The 15,783-nt window shown below is 63.9% G+C and carries 11 protein-coding genes; 5 read left to right on the top strand and 6 right to left on the bottom strand.

All coding sequences use genetic code 11. The annotated features are described in order from the left end of the window. Positions 1-155 precede the first annotated feature (155 nt). From ACVOLO_RS01570 to ACVOLO_RS01555, 4 genes are all read right to left on the bottom strand, one after another. A complete protein-coding gene (locus ACVOLO_RS01570) occupies positions 156-425 on the bottom strand; it encodes a pilus assembly protein (RefSeq protein ID WP_481568519.1) in 270 nt (89 codons plus the stop codon). A 190-nt stretch (positions 426-615) separates the two neighbouring features. Beyond that, positions 616-1,644, bottom strand: a complete 1,029-nt coding sequence (locus ACVOLO_RS01565) for an OmpA family protein (RefSeq protein ID WP_481568518.1) — start codon at positions 1,642-1,644, stop codon at positions 616-618. Positions 1,645-2,036: 392 nt separating this feature from the next. After that, the gene (locus ACVOLO_RS01560; protein ID WP_481568517.1) at positions 2,037-2,831 is read right to left on the bottom strand and encodes an ABC transporter permease; all 795 of its coding nucleotides are present in this window, start codon (positions 2,829-2,831) and stop codon (positions 2,037-2,039) included. After that, positions 2,828-3,781, bottom strand: coding sequence for an ABC transporter ATP-binding protein (locus ACVOLO_RS01555; RefSeq protein ID WP_481568516.1), 954 nt, complete (start codon positions 3,779-3,781; stop codon positions 2,828-2,830). The genes ACVOLO_RS01560 and ACVOLO_RS01555 overlap by 4 nt, the downstream gene beginning before the upstream one ends. A 100-nt stretch (positions 3,782-3,881) precedes the next feature. On the opposite strand from ACVOLO_RS01555, the gene ACVOLO_RS01550 reads away from it, so the two are divergent. Next, on the top strand, positions 3,882-4,631 hold the full coding sequence (locus tag ACVOLO_RS01550; RefSeq protein WP_481568515.1) for a ferredoxin--NADP reductase: 750 nt from the start codon (positions 3,882-3,884) through the stop codon (positions 4,629-4,631). Positions 4,632-4,801: 170 nt separating this feature from the next. On the opposite strand, the gene ACVOLO_RS01545 is transcribed toward ACVOLO_RS01550, so the two are convergent. Then, the gene (locus ACVOLO_RS01545; RefSeq protein ID WP_481568514.1) at positions 4,802-5,800 is read right to left on the bottom strand and encodes a fimbrial protein; all 999 of its coding nucleotides are present in this window, start codon (positions 5,798-5,800) and stop codon (positions 4,802-4,804) included. Between the two features lie 676 nt (positions 5,801-6,476). After that, positions 6,477-9,491: an ATP-binding protein gene (locus tag ACVOLO_RS01540; protein ID WP_481568513.1), complete on the bottom strand. Its 3,015-nt coding sequence runs from the start codon at positions 9,489-9,491 to the stop codon at positions 6,477-6,479. Between the two features lie 204 nt (positions 9,492-9,695). Between ACVOLO_RS01540 and ACVOLO_RS01535 the strand changes: the two genes are divergently transcribed. The 4 genes from ACVOLO_RS01535 (at position 9,696) to ACVOLO_RS01520 (ending at position 15,672) form a co-directional block, all read left to right on the top strand. Further along, positions 9,696-10,922 carry an EAL domain-containing protein gene (locus tag ACVOLO_RS01535; protein ID WP_481568512.1) on the top strand — a complete coding sequence of 409 codons (1,227 nt, stop codon included), beginning with the start codon at positions 9,696-9,698 and terminating at the stop codon, positions 10,920-10,922. A gap of 639 nt (positions 10,923-11,561) precedes the next feature. Further along, positions 11,562-12,092: a fimbrial protein gene (locus tag ACVOLO_RS01530; RefSeq protein WP_481568511.1), complete on the top strand. Its 531-nt coding sequence runs from the start codon at positions 11,562-11,564 to the stop codon at positions 12,090-12,092. Positions 12,093-12,203: 111 nt separating this feature from the next. Continuing rightward, positions 12,204-12,956: a fimbrial biogenesis chaperone gene (locus tag ACVOLO_RS01525; protein ID WP_481568510.1), complete on the top strand. Its 753-nt coding sequence runs from the start codon at positions 12,204-12,206 to the stop codon at positions 12,954-12,956. A 139-nt stretch (positions 12,957-13,095) separates the two neighbouring features. After that, a complete protein-coding gene (locus tag ACVOLO_RS01520; protein ID WP_481568509.1) occupies positions 13,096-15,672 on the top strand; it encodes a fimbria/pilus outer membrane usher protein in 2,577 nt (858 codons plus the stop codon). Positions 15,673-15,783 lie beyond the last annotated feature (111 nt).

Here is a 15,783-nt window from a genome sequence, read left to right as displayed (position 1 = left end):
GGGTGCAGAAAGAGTGTGCTCTGGCACGAGGGCTCATGACATTTCACCGGGCATGGGGCAACCGTCGGCACCCGACGAGGGGCACCTGGGAATGAGATGAAAAGGAAAGCGCCACGCGCAGCAGGGCTGCGCGTGACGTCAGGAGCAGGCGTGACTTACTTGTTGGAGTAAGCGTCCATGCCCTTGTCCTTGTCAGCTTCCTGCTGAGCCTTGTTCGAGACGTTCTTGGCGCGATTGATCGAGTCGGTTGCGCTCTGGCCGGAGAGTTCCTTGGCCATACCGGCAACCTGGCTGCGCGCGGTTCCACCGAAGTAGGTGAAAGCGGCGATGGCGGCGATGGCCACCAGTGCGGTGATGATGATGTACTCGGTCATGCCCTGACCGCGCTGCTTTTTGAAACCAAATTTACGGGGCGTGTGATGCATGGCTTTCTCCTAGTTTTTTGGCAATGCAGTGCATTGAATGCACTGCGACGCCGTCCTTGGTACTTCGGATTTCAAGTCAATGACACCAGTCGCTGATGACGCCCCCTGAACTGATGCGGGCACGATATAAACACGCCTTTGTTTCATGTTCAATACAAATGGCATTTATCTGCGTGATGATGAAGTTAAGTTAGAGCTTCACCAGTTCCACGCGACGGTTCTTTGCTTTGCCATCTTCACTGTCGTTCTGTGCAACCGGCTGCGTATCACCAAAACCGCTGGATTCAAGCCTTTTTTGATCAATTCCGGCAGTGACGAGGAAGTCGCGAACAGCGGCCGCACGACGTTGCGAGAGCGACAGGTTGTGTGACGCATTGCCGGTGTTGTCGGTGTGTCCATTGACCGAAAGTCGCAGCTCGGGATTGTTGTTGAGCAGTGCAATCACCTGTTCGAGTTGCGGCTTGGATGCAGGAAGGATGGCGGCCTGGTCGGTTTCAAACTGCACCTGGATGGCCACCTTGCCGGCGTCATCGATGGATTTCTTCAGTGCATCGGCCGGCAATGCCTTGGCGGTGATCTGCACGGGCTTGGTCTCGGCGATCAGCAGGCCGGCCTGGTTGCCGCTCTTGGCGGTGTGCAGCCAGATGTTGCGGTCGGGCAGGCGGATCACGTAGGTATCCGCAGGCTCGTTGTAGATGTCGCCCAGTGCATCGACGCGATCCACCGCAACGTTGGAAGCCTGGATGCCGTCCTTGCCTGCCGCCGGGATCTTGCCGCTGAACACCTGGCGTCCGCCCAGGCTCTCGACCAGCGCCTGCAGGTTGCGGGACAACTCAAGCTGCGAGAACGGATGCCCATCCTTGGCCTGGATGCGTGCGCCGTAGACCTGGCCTTCGACCCATTCCAGGCGGTCGCCGGTCCAGAACGGTACGCGCTCGAACGTGTTGGTCTCCGGGCGCAGTGCCTGATAGCCCTCCGGCAGGCCGATGTACGGGAACTCGCCCAGCGTGGCCGTGGAGACGGGCAGCGTCTCGATGTCGAAGATGTTGCTGGTGGTCGCAGCGTCGGCGGCCGGTGCCGGCGTGTTGCCTGCTGCGGCATCGGTGGCCGGTGCGCTCGGCTCGGCCGGTGCGGGCGCGCGGTTGCACGCGCTGCCCAGCAGCAGGGCGAGGGTGGACAGGGCCAGGGCCGTGCGCTTGGTGACGGGTTGTACGTTCATGGAATGCTCCAACAAGGGAATCGCCCCGGATGGCGATGCAGGCCCGCCGGGGATGGGAAGAGGGATGCAAGAGTGCGCGAGGGATGCATCAACGCTGTGTCAGCAGCGGCGCATGCGGCAGGGGACCGGCGGGCAAGGGAGCGCGGCATCGTCGGCAGCGGGCGCGCGACGAAGCGGGGAAGGCAGGATGGTGGCCGGTGAACAGGCCGATGTGGAACGGCGTGGTGCTGCGGTCATTCAGTGCCCTGTCGACGTTTGGTCCAAGAGCCCCCTGTGCGCGCAGCATAGCAATTGCAACGCGGCATCAAAAGGCGATGTGGTGCACGGATATGAAAAAGGGCGGGACCTCGCGGCCCCGCCCTTGTCATGCCTGTCAATGTCGGTTCAGCAGATCAGCTGCGCAACCCGATGCCACGCCGCAGCAGCCACAGCGACAGCGCGGTGAGTGCGGCGACAAAGCCCAGCATCAGTGCATAGGCCACCCACAGCGGCACATCACTGCTGCCCAGCAAGCCGTAGCGGAAGGCATTGACCATGTAGAAGATCGGGTTGGCGTGCGTCATCGCCTGTGCCCAACCCGGCAGCAATGTCACCGAATAGAACACGCCGCCCAGGTAGGTCAGCGGGGTCAGGATGAAGGTCGGCACGATGGCCACGTCATCGAACTTCTTGGCATAGACCGCGTTGATGAAGCCGGCCAGCGAGAAGATCGTCGCGCCCAGCAGCACCGTGGTCAGCGTCACCAGCGGGTGTGGGATGCGCACGGGGGTGAAGAACATGGCAATCAGCAGCACGATCACGCCGACCATCAGCCCGCGCAGTACCGCACCGGCGACATAGCCGCCCAGGATCACCCAGTTCGGCATCGGGCTGACCAGCAGCTCTTCGATATGACGGCCGAACTTGGCGCCGAAGAACGAGGAGCTGATGTTGCCGTAACTGTTCTGGATGACGCTCATCATCACCAGGCCCGGCACGATGAACTGCATGTAGCTGTAGCCGCCCATATCGCCGATCTTCGAGCCGATCAGGCCACCGAAGATCAGGAAATACAGGGTCATGGTGATGGCCGGCGGCACCAGCGTCTGGCCCCAGATGCGCAGGATGCGGTTGATCTCGCGGCGCACGATGGTGCCCAGCGCCACCCAGTTGCGGTGGCTGTTGCTCACGGGAACGGGGGTACTCATGCGGCGGTGTTCTCCAGGTTGCCGGTCAGGCGCACGAACAGCTCTTCCAGGCGGTTGCTCTTGGTGCGCATCGAACGCACGCGGATGCCGGCCTCGCCCAGGGTTGCAAACACGCGGTTGAGGTCCATTGCGCGCGGCATGTCCAGGTCCAGCGTGTGGCTGTCGGTGGCGATCAAGGTGGCGCCTTCGATCTGCGGCAGCTGCGCGGGCAGTTCACCGTCGATGTCGAAGATGAAACCTTCCACATCGAGTTTGGCCAGCAGCCCGCGCATCGGGCCCTGCTCGACGATGCGGCCGTGGTTGATGATGGCCAGGTTGCGGCACAGCTGCTCGGCTTCTTCCAGGTAATGCGTGGTCAGGATGATGGTGGTGCCGGCGGCGTTGATTTCCTGCAGCGTCTTCCACATGTCGCGGCGGATTTCGATGTCCACACCGGCAGTGGGCTCGTCCAGGATCAGCAGGCGCGGGCGGGTCATCATCGCGCGGGCGATCATCAACCGCCGCTTCATGCCGCCGGACAAGGTGCGGCTCATCATCTGCGCCTTGTTCCACAAGTGCGCACGCTTGAGTTCTTCCTCGGCGCGCACTTCGGCCTCGGCACGCGCGATGCCGTAGAAGCCGGCGTAGTTGACCAGGATGTCGAAGGGCTTTTCAAACAGGTTGAAGTTGATTTCCTGCGGCACCAGGCCGATCAGGCGCATGGTTGCGCTGCGGTTGCCGACCAGGTCGGTACCGAACACTTCCACCTGGCCTTCACTGAGGTTGACCAGCGAGGAGATGATGCCGATCAGGGTCGACTTGCCGGCGCCGTTCGGCCCCAGCAGGGCGAAGAAATCGCCGGGGGTCACTTCCAGCGAGACGCCTTTGAGCGCCTGTACGCCGTTGTCATAGGTTTTGCGCAGATCGTGGACGCGCAACGCGGGCGCGACCGGGGGGATTCGGGAGTCCAAGCTCGGGCCTTCGCGCCGGGGTTACGGCGCCGGTTGGGTGCAAGGCCGCTATTATAGTTGGCCCCGTGGCCCATGCCCGGCTACACACTGTTCCTCCCCCGTGCCAATCCAATTCCCCCTCAAGCTGGTCGGCCGCCACATGCTGGCGCCCAGTGTCGGCCACTACCAGTTCGTCCGTGACGACGGCCAGCCGCTGGATTTCCAGCCCGGCCAGTTCATTCAGGTGCATTTCGACTACGCCGACGGCATCCCGACCAAGCGCAGTTATTCGCTGGCCACCATCCATGACCACGCCCTCGGGCCGGGGGATGCGGTGGATATCGCGGTGAGCTTCGTGCCCGGCGGCGCGGCCACCGCCCTGTTTGAAGGCCTGGCGCTGGGTGACCACATCACCGGCAGCGGCCCGTTCGGGCGGTTCTGCCTGAACCCTGGCGACCACAACAGCCGCTACCTGCTGGTCGCCACCGGCACCGGCGTCACCCCGTACCGCTCGATGCTGCCGCTGCTGCGCAAGGCCATCGAAGAGCGTGGCGTGGACGTGGTGCTGCTGCAGGGCGCACGCACGCCCGGCGAGCTGCTGTACAGCGAGGATTTCCAGGCATTTGCTGCTGCGAACCCGCGCTTCCGCTACATGCCGTGCCTGTCGCGCGAGCTGCCGGCCGACCCGCACCCGGACGTGCGCCAGGGTTATGTGCAGCAGCAACTGGCTGAAATCGCCCCCGACCCGGCCCGCGACATCGCCTACCTGTGCGGCAACCCGGACATGGTCGATGCCTTTGCCGAGGCACTGAAGGCCGCCGGCCTGCCGCCACCGCAGATCCGCCGCGAAAAATACGTCAGCAGCAAATAGGCAGCACGCGACTGCTGCACATGATGGGTTGCGGCGGCAGAAGGTGAATCACTTCTGCCGCCAGGCCCGCGCCGGCCTGCGCTGCCTTGTGGCGGCGGAACGACAGGTGCGGTCCCGTTGCCCTGCGGGCGCAAGCGCCGGAAAGCCTGGTCTTCTTTGCCACGCAATGTTCACTGATAGCTCATCGTGAACGTAGCGCGGCCGTTGGCAGTTCCGGTTGTCACGGTCTCTTCGGTCTGCACGTAGCTGCCCGTCAGCGGAATCACATGGGTGCCATTGCCGATGGAGGACAGCGCTTTCCACTGGTTTTCCGCGTTGGCGGCACTGGAATCCGGGCCATAGGAAATGATGTCGGATGCATGCTTGATGCGAATGCCGATGCCCTTCGCCGTGGAACCGGGGGCCAATGACAGCGTGTTGGAACGATTGGCTGGGTTGGTCTGGTCGGTGAGGGTCATGAATGCATTGGTCACCGCGCTCTGCGTGGCACCTGTGCACGTGAGCATGATGGAAAATGATTTTTCATCTGAGGTGCTGCCAACTCCCGAAAATCGGTTTTTGGGAATATTGCCCAGGGCAACTGGTGCGGGTTGATCTGCCACGCATGTGGGTAACTGGGGACGCACCGCTATGGCGCCTTCGAACCTGATGGTAGCTATCTGAGATGCCCCATTTTGCGCAAAGATAGCGGCTACTTCGCCGACGATTGTGCCGCCGCCGGTGATAGGCCCGATCTTCACCATCTCAACGGTTATCTGAGCACGTGTATTGATGGTTACCAAGGTTTCGGTGCCCATTGAAGACGACTGTGGCCAGTAGCCGGTAAGCGTTGTGCCGCTAGAAAAGCGGAAGCGCAGGCCTATGCCTGGGATGTCCGTCAAATAGGTCGAGTGCGGCCCAATACTCCCCACCGTTCCTAGAAACGTAATGAGTCGGGCTCCGCCCGCGCAACTGGCGCTGCCGCCTGTGCCGGAAAGGAAGAGTCCGGCCGAATGCAGTACGGTTCCGTCGTTCACTGTCGGATCGAAGCTGGGTGGGTTGAAGCCGGGGAGCGTGAACGGGAACGGGAACTGCTGACTGCCCCCCACGCTAGGTGTGCATGCAGCCCATGCCAACGTCGGAATCGAAAAAAGCACGACGGCCAGGCAGCGATAGATAGTGCGTTTCACGTTCATTTCCTGAAGGTTGTTGCTGTGGTGGCGAATTGAAACGTTGCGTCGCCGGGCAAGGGGCAGCCGTTGTCGATTGCGGGAAGATGCGCTTGCACCGCAAAGCGGAGCGGTTCAGCAGATTCGGCATGAAGCCAGGTTCTGCAGAATCCTCGTCCTGACTGCGCAGACTGCAATGCGCACCGAGAAGACATGGGATTTGGCATTGCCAGGATGAGGAGGCAACAATAAGTTGCCCGCCGTTGTGGGGTAATCGGCCAAGTCCCAAACGACTAGCCGAGTATTTAGGCCTAATCCGGCCGATAGATGGGCTGCCGTTCATGTCACCGGGAAACGTGAGGCTGCGCCGGGCGTGCTGCACAGGCGTGTATGGCCTCGCATCGGGGTGCTCAATCCCTGAATGGGAATGCATGTCCGCAGCATCCACCTGTCCACGATTCACGCGTTCGAGCGATAGCGGGCAGGAATTCCGAGATCAGGCTCGCCTCGGGAATATGCCAATCAGAAGCGCAGACGCGCGTTGGAAAGGGGCCGTCGATAGCCTGCGTTGCAGAACAATACGCGCGCTGCTGCCTGCCGAATCCATCAGCGCGCTTTCAACATCTACTCATGTCTGATCGAACCCGCCTCGATCAAGAGGCGGGCGGTGAATGATGCGGCTGCGACGTGCAGGGCGTCAGCTTGTGCGCCGTGCCAGTGCGGTATGGGCGAGTGCGTCGAGCACATCCACCTCGGGTGCCAACGCGCTGGCCTCGCTGTCGGCCAGCAGTTGCTCCAGGCGGGCACAGGCCTTGGCCACTTCATTTTCATGGACCAGCGCGAACGCACCGCGAATGGAGTGCAGGTGCGTGGCGACTGGCGTCTTCCAGCCCGCCCCGGCCAGGCCATCGTCAGCTGCGGACGCAGCCGTCAGCGCGGCACGGATGGCGGCCAGTGAGTCATCCAGCGATCCAAGCAGGGCGCCGTGAACGGCGGTCGGCAACGGGCCCTGCGTGATATCGACATGACGACGCGGGTTTGTATCGACGGGTGCGATCTGCCGCAGTTGTTGGCGCAGGGTGCGCTCCAGTGCGTCCAGCAGAATCGGCTTGATCAGCACCAGGTCGATGCCGGCTTCGCGGCATTGCCTGCGTTCCTGCTCGGAGGCATGCGCGGTGATCGCGATGATCGGCACGCGCACGCCTTGGTCACGCAGGCAACGCGCCAGCATGTAGCCATCCTTGCCGGGCATGTTGAGATCGGTCATCACGATGTCGTACGTCGTCTGATTGAACGCCATCAGCGCCGCATTGCCGTCTTCCACTTCGTCAGAGCTGTAACCCAGTGTCTGCAACTGCATGCGGATGAGCTGCCGATTGGCGGGATGATCGTCGGCCACCAGAATGCGCAACGCAGCATGCGGTGAGGCAAGCTCATGTGCTGCCAGAGCAGGCAACGCATCGTTGGCGTTGGGGCGCTCGCTGCTGACTTGCAGCGGCAGTTCCACGAGGAAGGTGCTTCCCTTCGCCGGCTCGCTATGCACGCTGATGCTGCCGTCCATCAGCCCGACCAGGCGCTTGCACAGCGCCAGCCCCAGCCCGGTGCCGCCATAGCGGCGTGCAATGGACGAGTCGGCCTGCGAGAAGGTCTGGAACAAACCGGCCTGCTGCTCGGCGGTCATGCCGATGCCGGTGTCGCTGACGCCGATGATGATCGGCGAATCGGCGCGGGAATCATCCTGCAGGTACAGCTCAAGCAACACCTCGCCGTGGGCGGTGAACTTGATGGCGTTGCCGACCAGGTTGTAGATGATCTGGCGCAGGCGCGTGGGGTCGCCGACGTAGGCCGGCGCCAGCGCATCGTCGATGCTCAGTTCCAGGTTCAGGCCCTTGCCGAGGGCCGTCGGCATGAACAGCGCCACGACCTGCCGGCCAAGCTCGGCCAGATCAAAGCTGATTGCCTCGATGGTCATCTGCCCCGATTCGACCTTCGAGAAATCGAGGATGTCATTGATGATGCCGAGCAGGCTGGACGATGACGATGTCACCGTATGCAGTTGCTCCAGTTGCTGGTCGGACAGCTGCGTGCGTTCGAGCAGCTCAAGGTTCCCCAGGATGGTGTTGAGCGGTGTGCGGATTTCGTGGCTCATGGTCGCCAGGAACGCCGATTTGGCGTGATTGGCGGCATCGGCAGCCTGCCGGGCCTGCTCCAGCTCATGCTGGGTTTTCTTGCGCAGGGTGATGTCCTTGAAGTTGCACAGCAGTACATCGGCGCCCTGGTACTTGGTGCGCACGCTGCTGACCAGCAGGTGGCAGCTGCTGCCATCCTGCATGGCCAGCTCGAACTCACGCTCACTGTGGCTGCCACGGCGGGTGTTGCCGGTGGCGAACAGCGCCAGCAACCGCGTGTGCAGCGGCGGGTCACTGCGCCGGGCGTCGTCGGCATAGGCACACATGGCTGCGTTCTGCAGCAGCACCTGTCCGCTGGAAACCGACAGCAGGGCCAGGCCGAACGGCGCGGTGGTCACCATGGTGCGGTTGAGGTCCTCGCTCTCGACGATGCGCTGCGAGCGTGCGTAGTCGGGCCTGAATATCCGGCGGTCAATGAAGATCAACACGCCCCACACGAAGCCGATCACCAGCAGCATTGCACCGATGTAGCTGAGCAGGCTTGGCCACAACGCCGCCAGGATGGTACGCCACGAGAACGCATGCACCAGTTTCCAGCCGCCGCGGGAAACGCCATCGGTGGCGATGAAATAGCCGTCGCGGTAATGCAGCTTTGCGGTGGTGCTGCCATCTAGAGTGCTGCCGATACGCAGGACATCGGCGCGGGTGCTTTCCGGTGCGTCTCCGAGCAGCAGCGTGTTGCGTGCATCCACGATCAGCGAGGCTTCGTGGGGATGGGTGCTGGCCAGCAGATCGGTGACCGGCTGGGTTGGATACGACGCTACGAAAATCGCGAACAGGCCATCGCCCGAGGCCGCGCCCTGCAGCAGGCGCATGGACAATCCACCCGTAAGCGCATCCGGCGCGGGCGGCAACCACCAGGGCACATCGGCATTGCGCAGGCGGCGCATGTTCCCGGGGCTGTCGAGTGGCGGCAGGTCCGGCGCGATGCGCTTGATCAGGCCCGCTGCGCCGTCGACGCTCAGTTCGCGCACGGCTTGTTCGTCAGGGACCGGCCCCAGGCCAATGAAACGATGGTCCGGACTGAAGAAGTAGCCGGTGGCCAGCAGCGCCTGTGAGTAAGCGCCACTTTGATAGCTGACATCGTCGGCCATGCGCAGGTACGGCGCGAAGTGCTCGGCTGGATGTTGTGGTGAGAGGTCGCCCAGCACCAGCACGGGCGGAAAGCTGCTGTTGCGTTGAAGCACCAGCTGCCCGTTGCCGCGGCTGAACTGCGCCATCAGCTCGGGGTCAGGCGTATGTCGCGACGCCCATGCGTACTCTTCCTGTTTGACGCTGATGCGCATGGCGCCTTCGCGCAGGGCAAACACCGATTGCAGTGCGGTGCGCCGCATCACGTAGTCGGCGTAGCGTTTGCCGACATAGTCCTTCACCTGCGAATGCACGATGACGGAAGTCACCGCGGCCAGCACCAGCGAGGTGACCACGCCGCCGACATACATCAACAGGCGCTGCCGCCGGCTGAGCAGGGTGAGTGCGCCATTGCCACCGGCGGCCGGCTCCTGGGCATGAGGCGATGGCATGGCCGGCTGCGTTGTCATCTGGTGCCTTCCCCGGGCGTAGTGGCACCTCATCATAGGGCTTGGGCCTGATTGCGGCACTGTCCTACCTTGGGTTCGGGAGATTCGGACTTGACCGATATGGGGTGCACAGGGGCGCTGGAACAATGACTCGCATCGAAAAGCACCGAGTCCTCTGCCCCCCCCCCGCACCGGGAGAAGCCAGTCATGAACGCTCTTGCACGCGCCGTATCGCCCATCGTCCACACCCGCCTTGTCCGCACCGCCCTGGTGGTGGACGGCAACGAATTGCATCAGCTGCCGCTGCTCAAGGCGCTGGCCGCTGCAGGGGTCAGTGAAGCCAAGGGCGTGCCCGATGGCAGCAGCGCGATGGACAGGCTGCGCGACCAGCAGTGGGACGTCGTCTTCCTTGACCTGGATGTGCAGGACATCACCGGCATGCAGTTGGTGGATATCCTGGCCGACCGCGGCAGCAAGGCCGGCGTGGTCATCATGAGCAACCAGTCCAGCCGCCTGCTGCATGCCGCCAGCAGCTATGTGCGTGGCCGCGGCTTGAATGTGATCGGCGCGCTGCGCAAGCCGTTGGACCCGCAGCTGATCCGTGACGTGATCGACGACTTCGCCCTGACGCAGGGCCGTGCGGTCAGCGGACAGGCCACCGTGCCGCAGGCGTTCACCGCCGAGGAGCTGCGCCACGCGCTGATGGCGCAGGAAATCAAGCCGTACTTCCAGCCGCAGCACAACGCTGCCGATGGTGCCCTGCGCGGCGCCGAGGTTCTGGCGCGCTGGCACCGCGCCGATGGCACCGTGCTTGGCCCGGCGGCGTTCCTGCCGGCGTTCGAGCAGGCAGGCCTGCTGGAGTGCCTGACCAACTACATGCTCACCTGCGCATTTGAAACCATGGTGACCGACGCGCATGGCTGCACGCGCCTGCTTGCGATCAACGTGCCAGCAACGGTTGCCCGTTCCACCCACTGGGCGCAGAGCATCGCCGACCTGGCCGGCGTGGCGGGCGTGGACCCGGGCCGCGTGGTCATCGAGATCACCGAAGACGGCGGCGCGCTGTGCAATGCGGCCTTGTCCGGTGCGGTGACGCAACTGCGGCTGCGCGGCTTCCAGTGCGCCATCGATGACTTCGGCAGTGGTGATTCATCGCTGGATCGACTGTTGTGCGTGCCGTTCAACGAGATAAAGATCAACCGCAGCATGTTGCTGCAGGCGCGTGAACACCCGCATGCACGCAGCGTGCTGGCCAGCATCATCGCCATGGGCAAGCAGCTGGTGGCAACGGTGGTGGCCGAAGGCATCGAGGACGAAGAAGACCTGGCGATGGTCCGCAACCTCGGCTGCCAGGTGACGCAGGGTTATCTGCATGGCCGGCCGATGTCGCGCGCGGCCTACATGCGCTACCTGCTGCGCAGCGAGAACGACTGATCCCGGTAGTCGCGTTGCGCATCACGGGCCCGCTCCTGCCCGGAACGGGAACGGACAATTGAAAACAAAAAAGGCCGGAAGCGCGGAGGACTGCGCTTCCGGTTTTTGCAGCCAAAAAGGCGAAACAAGCGTTGACCGGAGTGGCGCCTGCCACGCGACATTGCGCCGTCCTTCCCCGCGCCGTTGGAACAGGAAGACACCCGGGTAATGCGCCGCCGGAATGGCGTGGTGGGTTGGCTCTGCGTTTCTCCTGAAGCAGGGGTGGGGCGCGCCGGCCATTCATTGGCCGCGCCCCCTGTAGAAACCTCCCGTGCCTGCATCCAATACCGCTGCGCTGCATTCCCTCCGTATGCGATGCCGATGCCGGCGGGGTGTCTCCGAAGCCGTTCCAACAAGGTTCCTGTGAGCCGGAATGCTGCTCACAGCGGCAGAAAGAATGGCAGGAAGCGGAAGGCGAATCTCTGGTTTCGGATTGGTCTTAATTGCAGCGACAGGGCTTTCGGCCCCGGCCGATTATCCAAAAACAAGACGAATCCTAGACTTCTCCTGCCCTGACGAGAACCGCTGGCTGCGCTGGCATCCACACCGAAATCCAGGTTCTTGCGGCACTTTCCTTTCTTCCTTCCAGGACTACTGCAAATGAACAAGTTTTCTCTCGCCGCTGCCATTTCCCTCGCCGTCGCCATGGCTGCCCCGGCTGCACAGGCAGCGGATGGCAACATCGAATTCACCGGCGCCGTCATCGGCGTCACCTGCGTCATCAACGGCGGCGACAAGGATCTGAGCGTGGTGTTGCCACGGGTCTCGACCGCAGCCCTGGCCGACGTCGGTGCTGAAGCCGGCCGTACTCCGTTCATCATCCAGCTGACGGGTTGTGATGCGGGCGTGGGCAAGGTCTCCACGTACTTTGAAGGCGACAGCCATGTCGACGCGAGCACCGGCTATCTGAACATCGATGCCGGCGGTGCCGAGAACGTGCAGGTTTCGCTGCTCAACGATACCTACGGCGAGATCAAGGTCGGTGCGTTGCAGAACGAACAGAACTCGCAGCAGGTGATGGTCAACGCGGGTTCGGCCACTTTGAACTACTTCGCCCAGTACAAGTCGCAGGGTGCGGCCGGTGCCGGTGATGTGCGCACCCGCGTGCGTTACACCATTTCCTACGAATAAGCCGCTGCAGGCGATGACCCGGTCATCGCGCGACACGCTGTCCGGTTGTCCCGCCGCAAGGCGGGGCAACCCGGCGGCCAATGCAGGCCCCGTCTTTCCTGGAGAAATCGCATGACTCACGGTATCGGCAAATTGATGATGTCCACGCTGGTTGCGCTGTCCATTGCCGCGGTGCCGGCACAGGCGAGCGTGGTGATCGAAGGCACGCGGGTGATCTTTCCCGGCCAGGAGCGCGAGGTCACCATCAAGCTCAACAACGCCGGTGATCGGCCGGCACTGGTGCAGGCCTGGCTGGATGAAGGGGATGCTTCTGCCGCGCCGGAAACCCTGGCGGTTCCGTTCATGCTGACCCCGGCGATGTTCCGCCTGGATCCGGAAAAATCGCAAAGCCTGCGCCTGATCCATGACGGCACGACAATCGCGCGTGACAAGGAAACGCTGTACTGGCTCAACGTGCTGGAAGTGCCGCCGAAAGCCGGCGAAGACGTGAACCGGCTGCAGCTGGCGCTGCGGACGCGCATCAAGCTGATCTACCGGCCGCAGGGCCTGGCCGGAAACGCGGCCGACGCACCGGCGGCGGTGCGCTGGGAGCTGGTGCAGAACAGCGCCGGCAAGGGGTATGCACTGAAGGGCAGCAACCCCACGGCGTACTACGTGAACCTGGGCAGTGTGCAGCTCAGCGCTGGCGGCGCCGCGCTTGATGCGGGTGCCGGCCATATCGCGCCGGGCCAAAGCACGGTGTTCCCGGTGGCTGGCCTCAAGAGCGCCCCACATGGCGCGACGGAAGTCCGCTTCAGCGCCATCAACGATTGGGGCAGTGGCGTGCAGGGCGTCAAGCCCATCACCGCCGCGCCGGGGAACTGATCCCCGCGTCTGCGACCACTGTCCGGCATAGCCGTCTTCTGCAGTGTCTTGAGCTGCCCCTCGAATCAGGGGTGGCACAGGCCACCCATGGCCTGCGGCCGGGTGCATTCCAGCCGGCCACGGCAACGAGGGTCAACACGTGAATATCGCCAACGTCCACATCGCATCTGTTCTGCGCGTTCCGCGTCGGCAGCCACTGTCGCTGCTGATCGTGGCGGTGCTGGCGGCCCAGTGCGCGAACGTTGCGGCAAGCCAGACCGCTGCCGCTGCGGCGGCGATGGCGCCGGTCCAGTTTGACAGCGAATTCCTGGTGGCCGGCAGCGGGGGTGTGGACATCTCCCGTTTCGAGAAAACCAATGCGGTCCTGCCGGGCCTGTATCGCGTGGATATCCATCTCAACCAGAAGCCGGGCGTACGTGCCGATGTGCCGTTTCAGGCAGCACTGGGAACCACCGATGTGCAGGCCTGCTTTGATGCTGCGCTGTTGCAGCGGATTGGTATTGACCTGGAACGTTTGCCCGAGGACGTGCACGCGCGCCTGCAGGAACACTGTCTGCCCATCGCGCAGGCGGTGGCCGGTGCGTATGCCGATTTTGATTTCGGCGCCCAGCGGCTGGACCTGAGCGTGCCGCAGGTGGCCTTGCTGCATCGGCCACGCGGCCATGTGGATGCCTCGGCCTGGGATGCGGGCATCAATGCCACCGTGCTGGGCTACAACCTCAATGTGTACCGCCACGACAGCGATGCGATGGAGGGTGCCCGCACGCAGGGCCACCTTGGCCTGAACCTGGGCACCAACCTGGCAGGGTGGCGTGTGCGTCACGAAGGTTCCTACCGTTTCGGTGATGGTGGAAGCCGCAGTTACCAGGCCATCGCCAGTTACGCCAAACGCGAAGTTGCCTCACTGGCGGCGGAGTTGACGGTGGGCGAGGCCTATACCCGGGGCGACCTGTTCGATTCGGTCGCCTTCCGTGGTCTGCGCCTGGAAACCGACGAGCGCATGCTGCCGGCGTCGCTGCGCGGCTATGCGCCTACCGTGCGTGGCGTGGCAAACAGCAATGCCAAGGTGACGATCCACCAGAACGGCGTGTTGATCCATGAGTCGACGGTGGCGCCGGGTGCGTTCGAGATCAACGATCTGTATGCGACCGGCTACGGCGGTGACCTGCAGGTCACTGTGCTGGAAGCCGACGGCAGCCAGCGCGTGTTCTCCGTGCCGTTTGCCGCGGTGCCGCTGTCGCTGCGGCCGGGCAACCACCGCTTCAGCGCGGTGGTTGGGCAGCTGCGCGATGGGCACGGCGGGCAGGAGCCGATGTTCGCGCAGGCTACCTGGCAACAGGGCATTTCCAACCGCACGACCGGCTATGCGGGCCTTGCCGTGTCTTCGGGCTATTCCTCCGGAATTGTCGGTGCCGCGCTCAATACCCGGCTGGGCGCGGTGGGTGCGGACATCACGTTCTCCTCCACGCAGCTGCCGGGAAACCAGGACAGCCGTGGCGCGGCCTATCGCCTGAGCTACGCGCGTGACATCGCCAGCACGGGCACCCATGTCGCGCTGGCTGCCTATCGTTATTCGACCAGCGGCTTCCATGGGCTCGACGAAGCCGTGGCGATGCGCGCCGGCAGCGGCCGGGGGGCAGGCCCGCTGTCGCAGCAACAGCGCAACCGCGCTGCGCTCACCCTGGGCCAGCGTGCGGGCGAGCGTGGCCGCCTGAGCGTGACGGCGTCGCTTTCCGACTACTGGAACCGCACGGGTTCGGATGTGAACTACTCGGCCGGTTACAGCGGCAGCATCAACCGCATGAGCTACAGCGTGTCCGCCAACCGCGCCTACCTGGCCAATGGCAAAGCCGACACGCAGTACTACGCCGGCATCAGCATTCCGCTGGGCCGGTCGCGGCCGCAGACGCTCACCAGCAATGTTGCCCACGCCGGCAACGGGCGCAGCCAGATCCAGGCCGCGCTGGCCGGTGCGGCCGGCGAGGGCAGCGCCCTTTCGTATGGGCTGACCGCAAGCCATGCGCAGGAGACGGGCGGCCCGTCCGATTCGGCGATCAGTGCGAACCTGGCCTATCGCGCATCGCGGGCGGAACTGTCGGCCAGTGCATCGGCGGGCAGTGGCTATTCGCAGGCATCGCTGGGTGCGCGCGGCGCGGTGGTAGTTCACGCCGGCGGCTGGACGCTGTCGCAGCCGGTGTCTGAAACCTTTGGCATCGTCCAGGCCGACGACGCACACGGTGCACGCGTGCTGAGTGCCTCGGGCGTGAGCGTGGATCGCCGGGGGTACGCGGTCATCCCTTACCTGGCGCCTTACCAGATGAACGCCATCGAGCTCGATCCCAAGGGCTTGTCCACCGATGTGGAACTGAAAGTCAGTGGCCAGCAGGTGGTGCCGCGCGCCGGCGCCGTGGCCCTGGTCAAGTTCGCCACGGCGTATGGCCGCTCGGCGGTACTGGAGGTGCGGCGTGCCGATGGCTCGGTGCTGCCGTTCGGCGCCGACGTGCTTGACGAAGCCGGCCAGGAAGTCGGGGTGGTTGGCCAGGCGGGCCGCATCTTCGCCCGTGGCCTGCAGGAGCGGGGCCGTTTGACTGTCCGTTGGAGCGACGCGGCTGACAGCATCTGCAGCATTGACTACGACCTGCCGCAGCGCACGCACGCGGACGCGGGCATCCAGACCATCGCGGGCCGCTGCCGCCCAGAAGGGGGCCTACAGTAAGAGCCGGCATCCTCACCTCAGTGGACCGGCCGGCAAGGGGTGGGAATTGCCCGCTGGGCCGGGCCTTGTCATAGAATCCGCGAACACATGAATGGCATGTGTGCGGATGCG

The organism is Stenotrophomonas sp. STEN056 (genome assembly GCF_056759635.1).
This window is presented reverse-complemented; position numbering and strand designations above follow the sequence as displayed.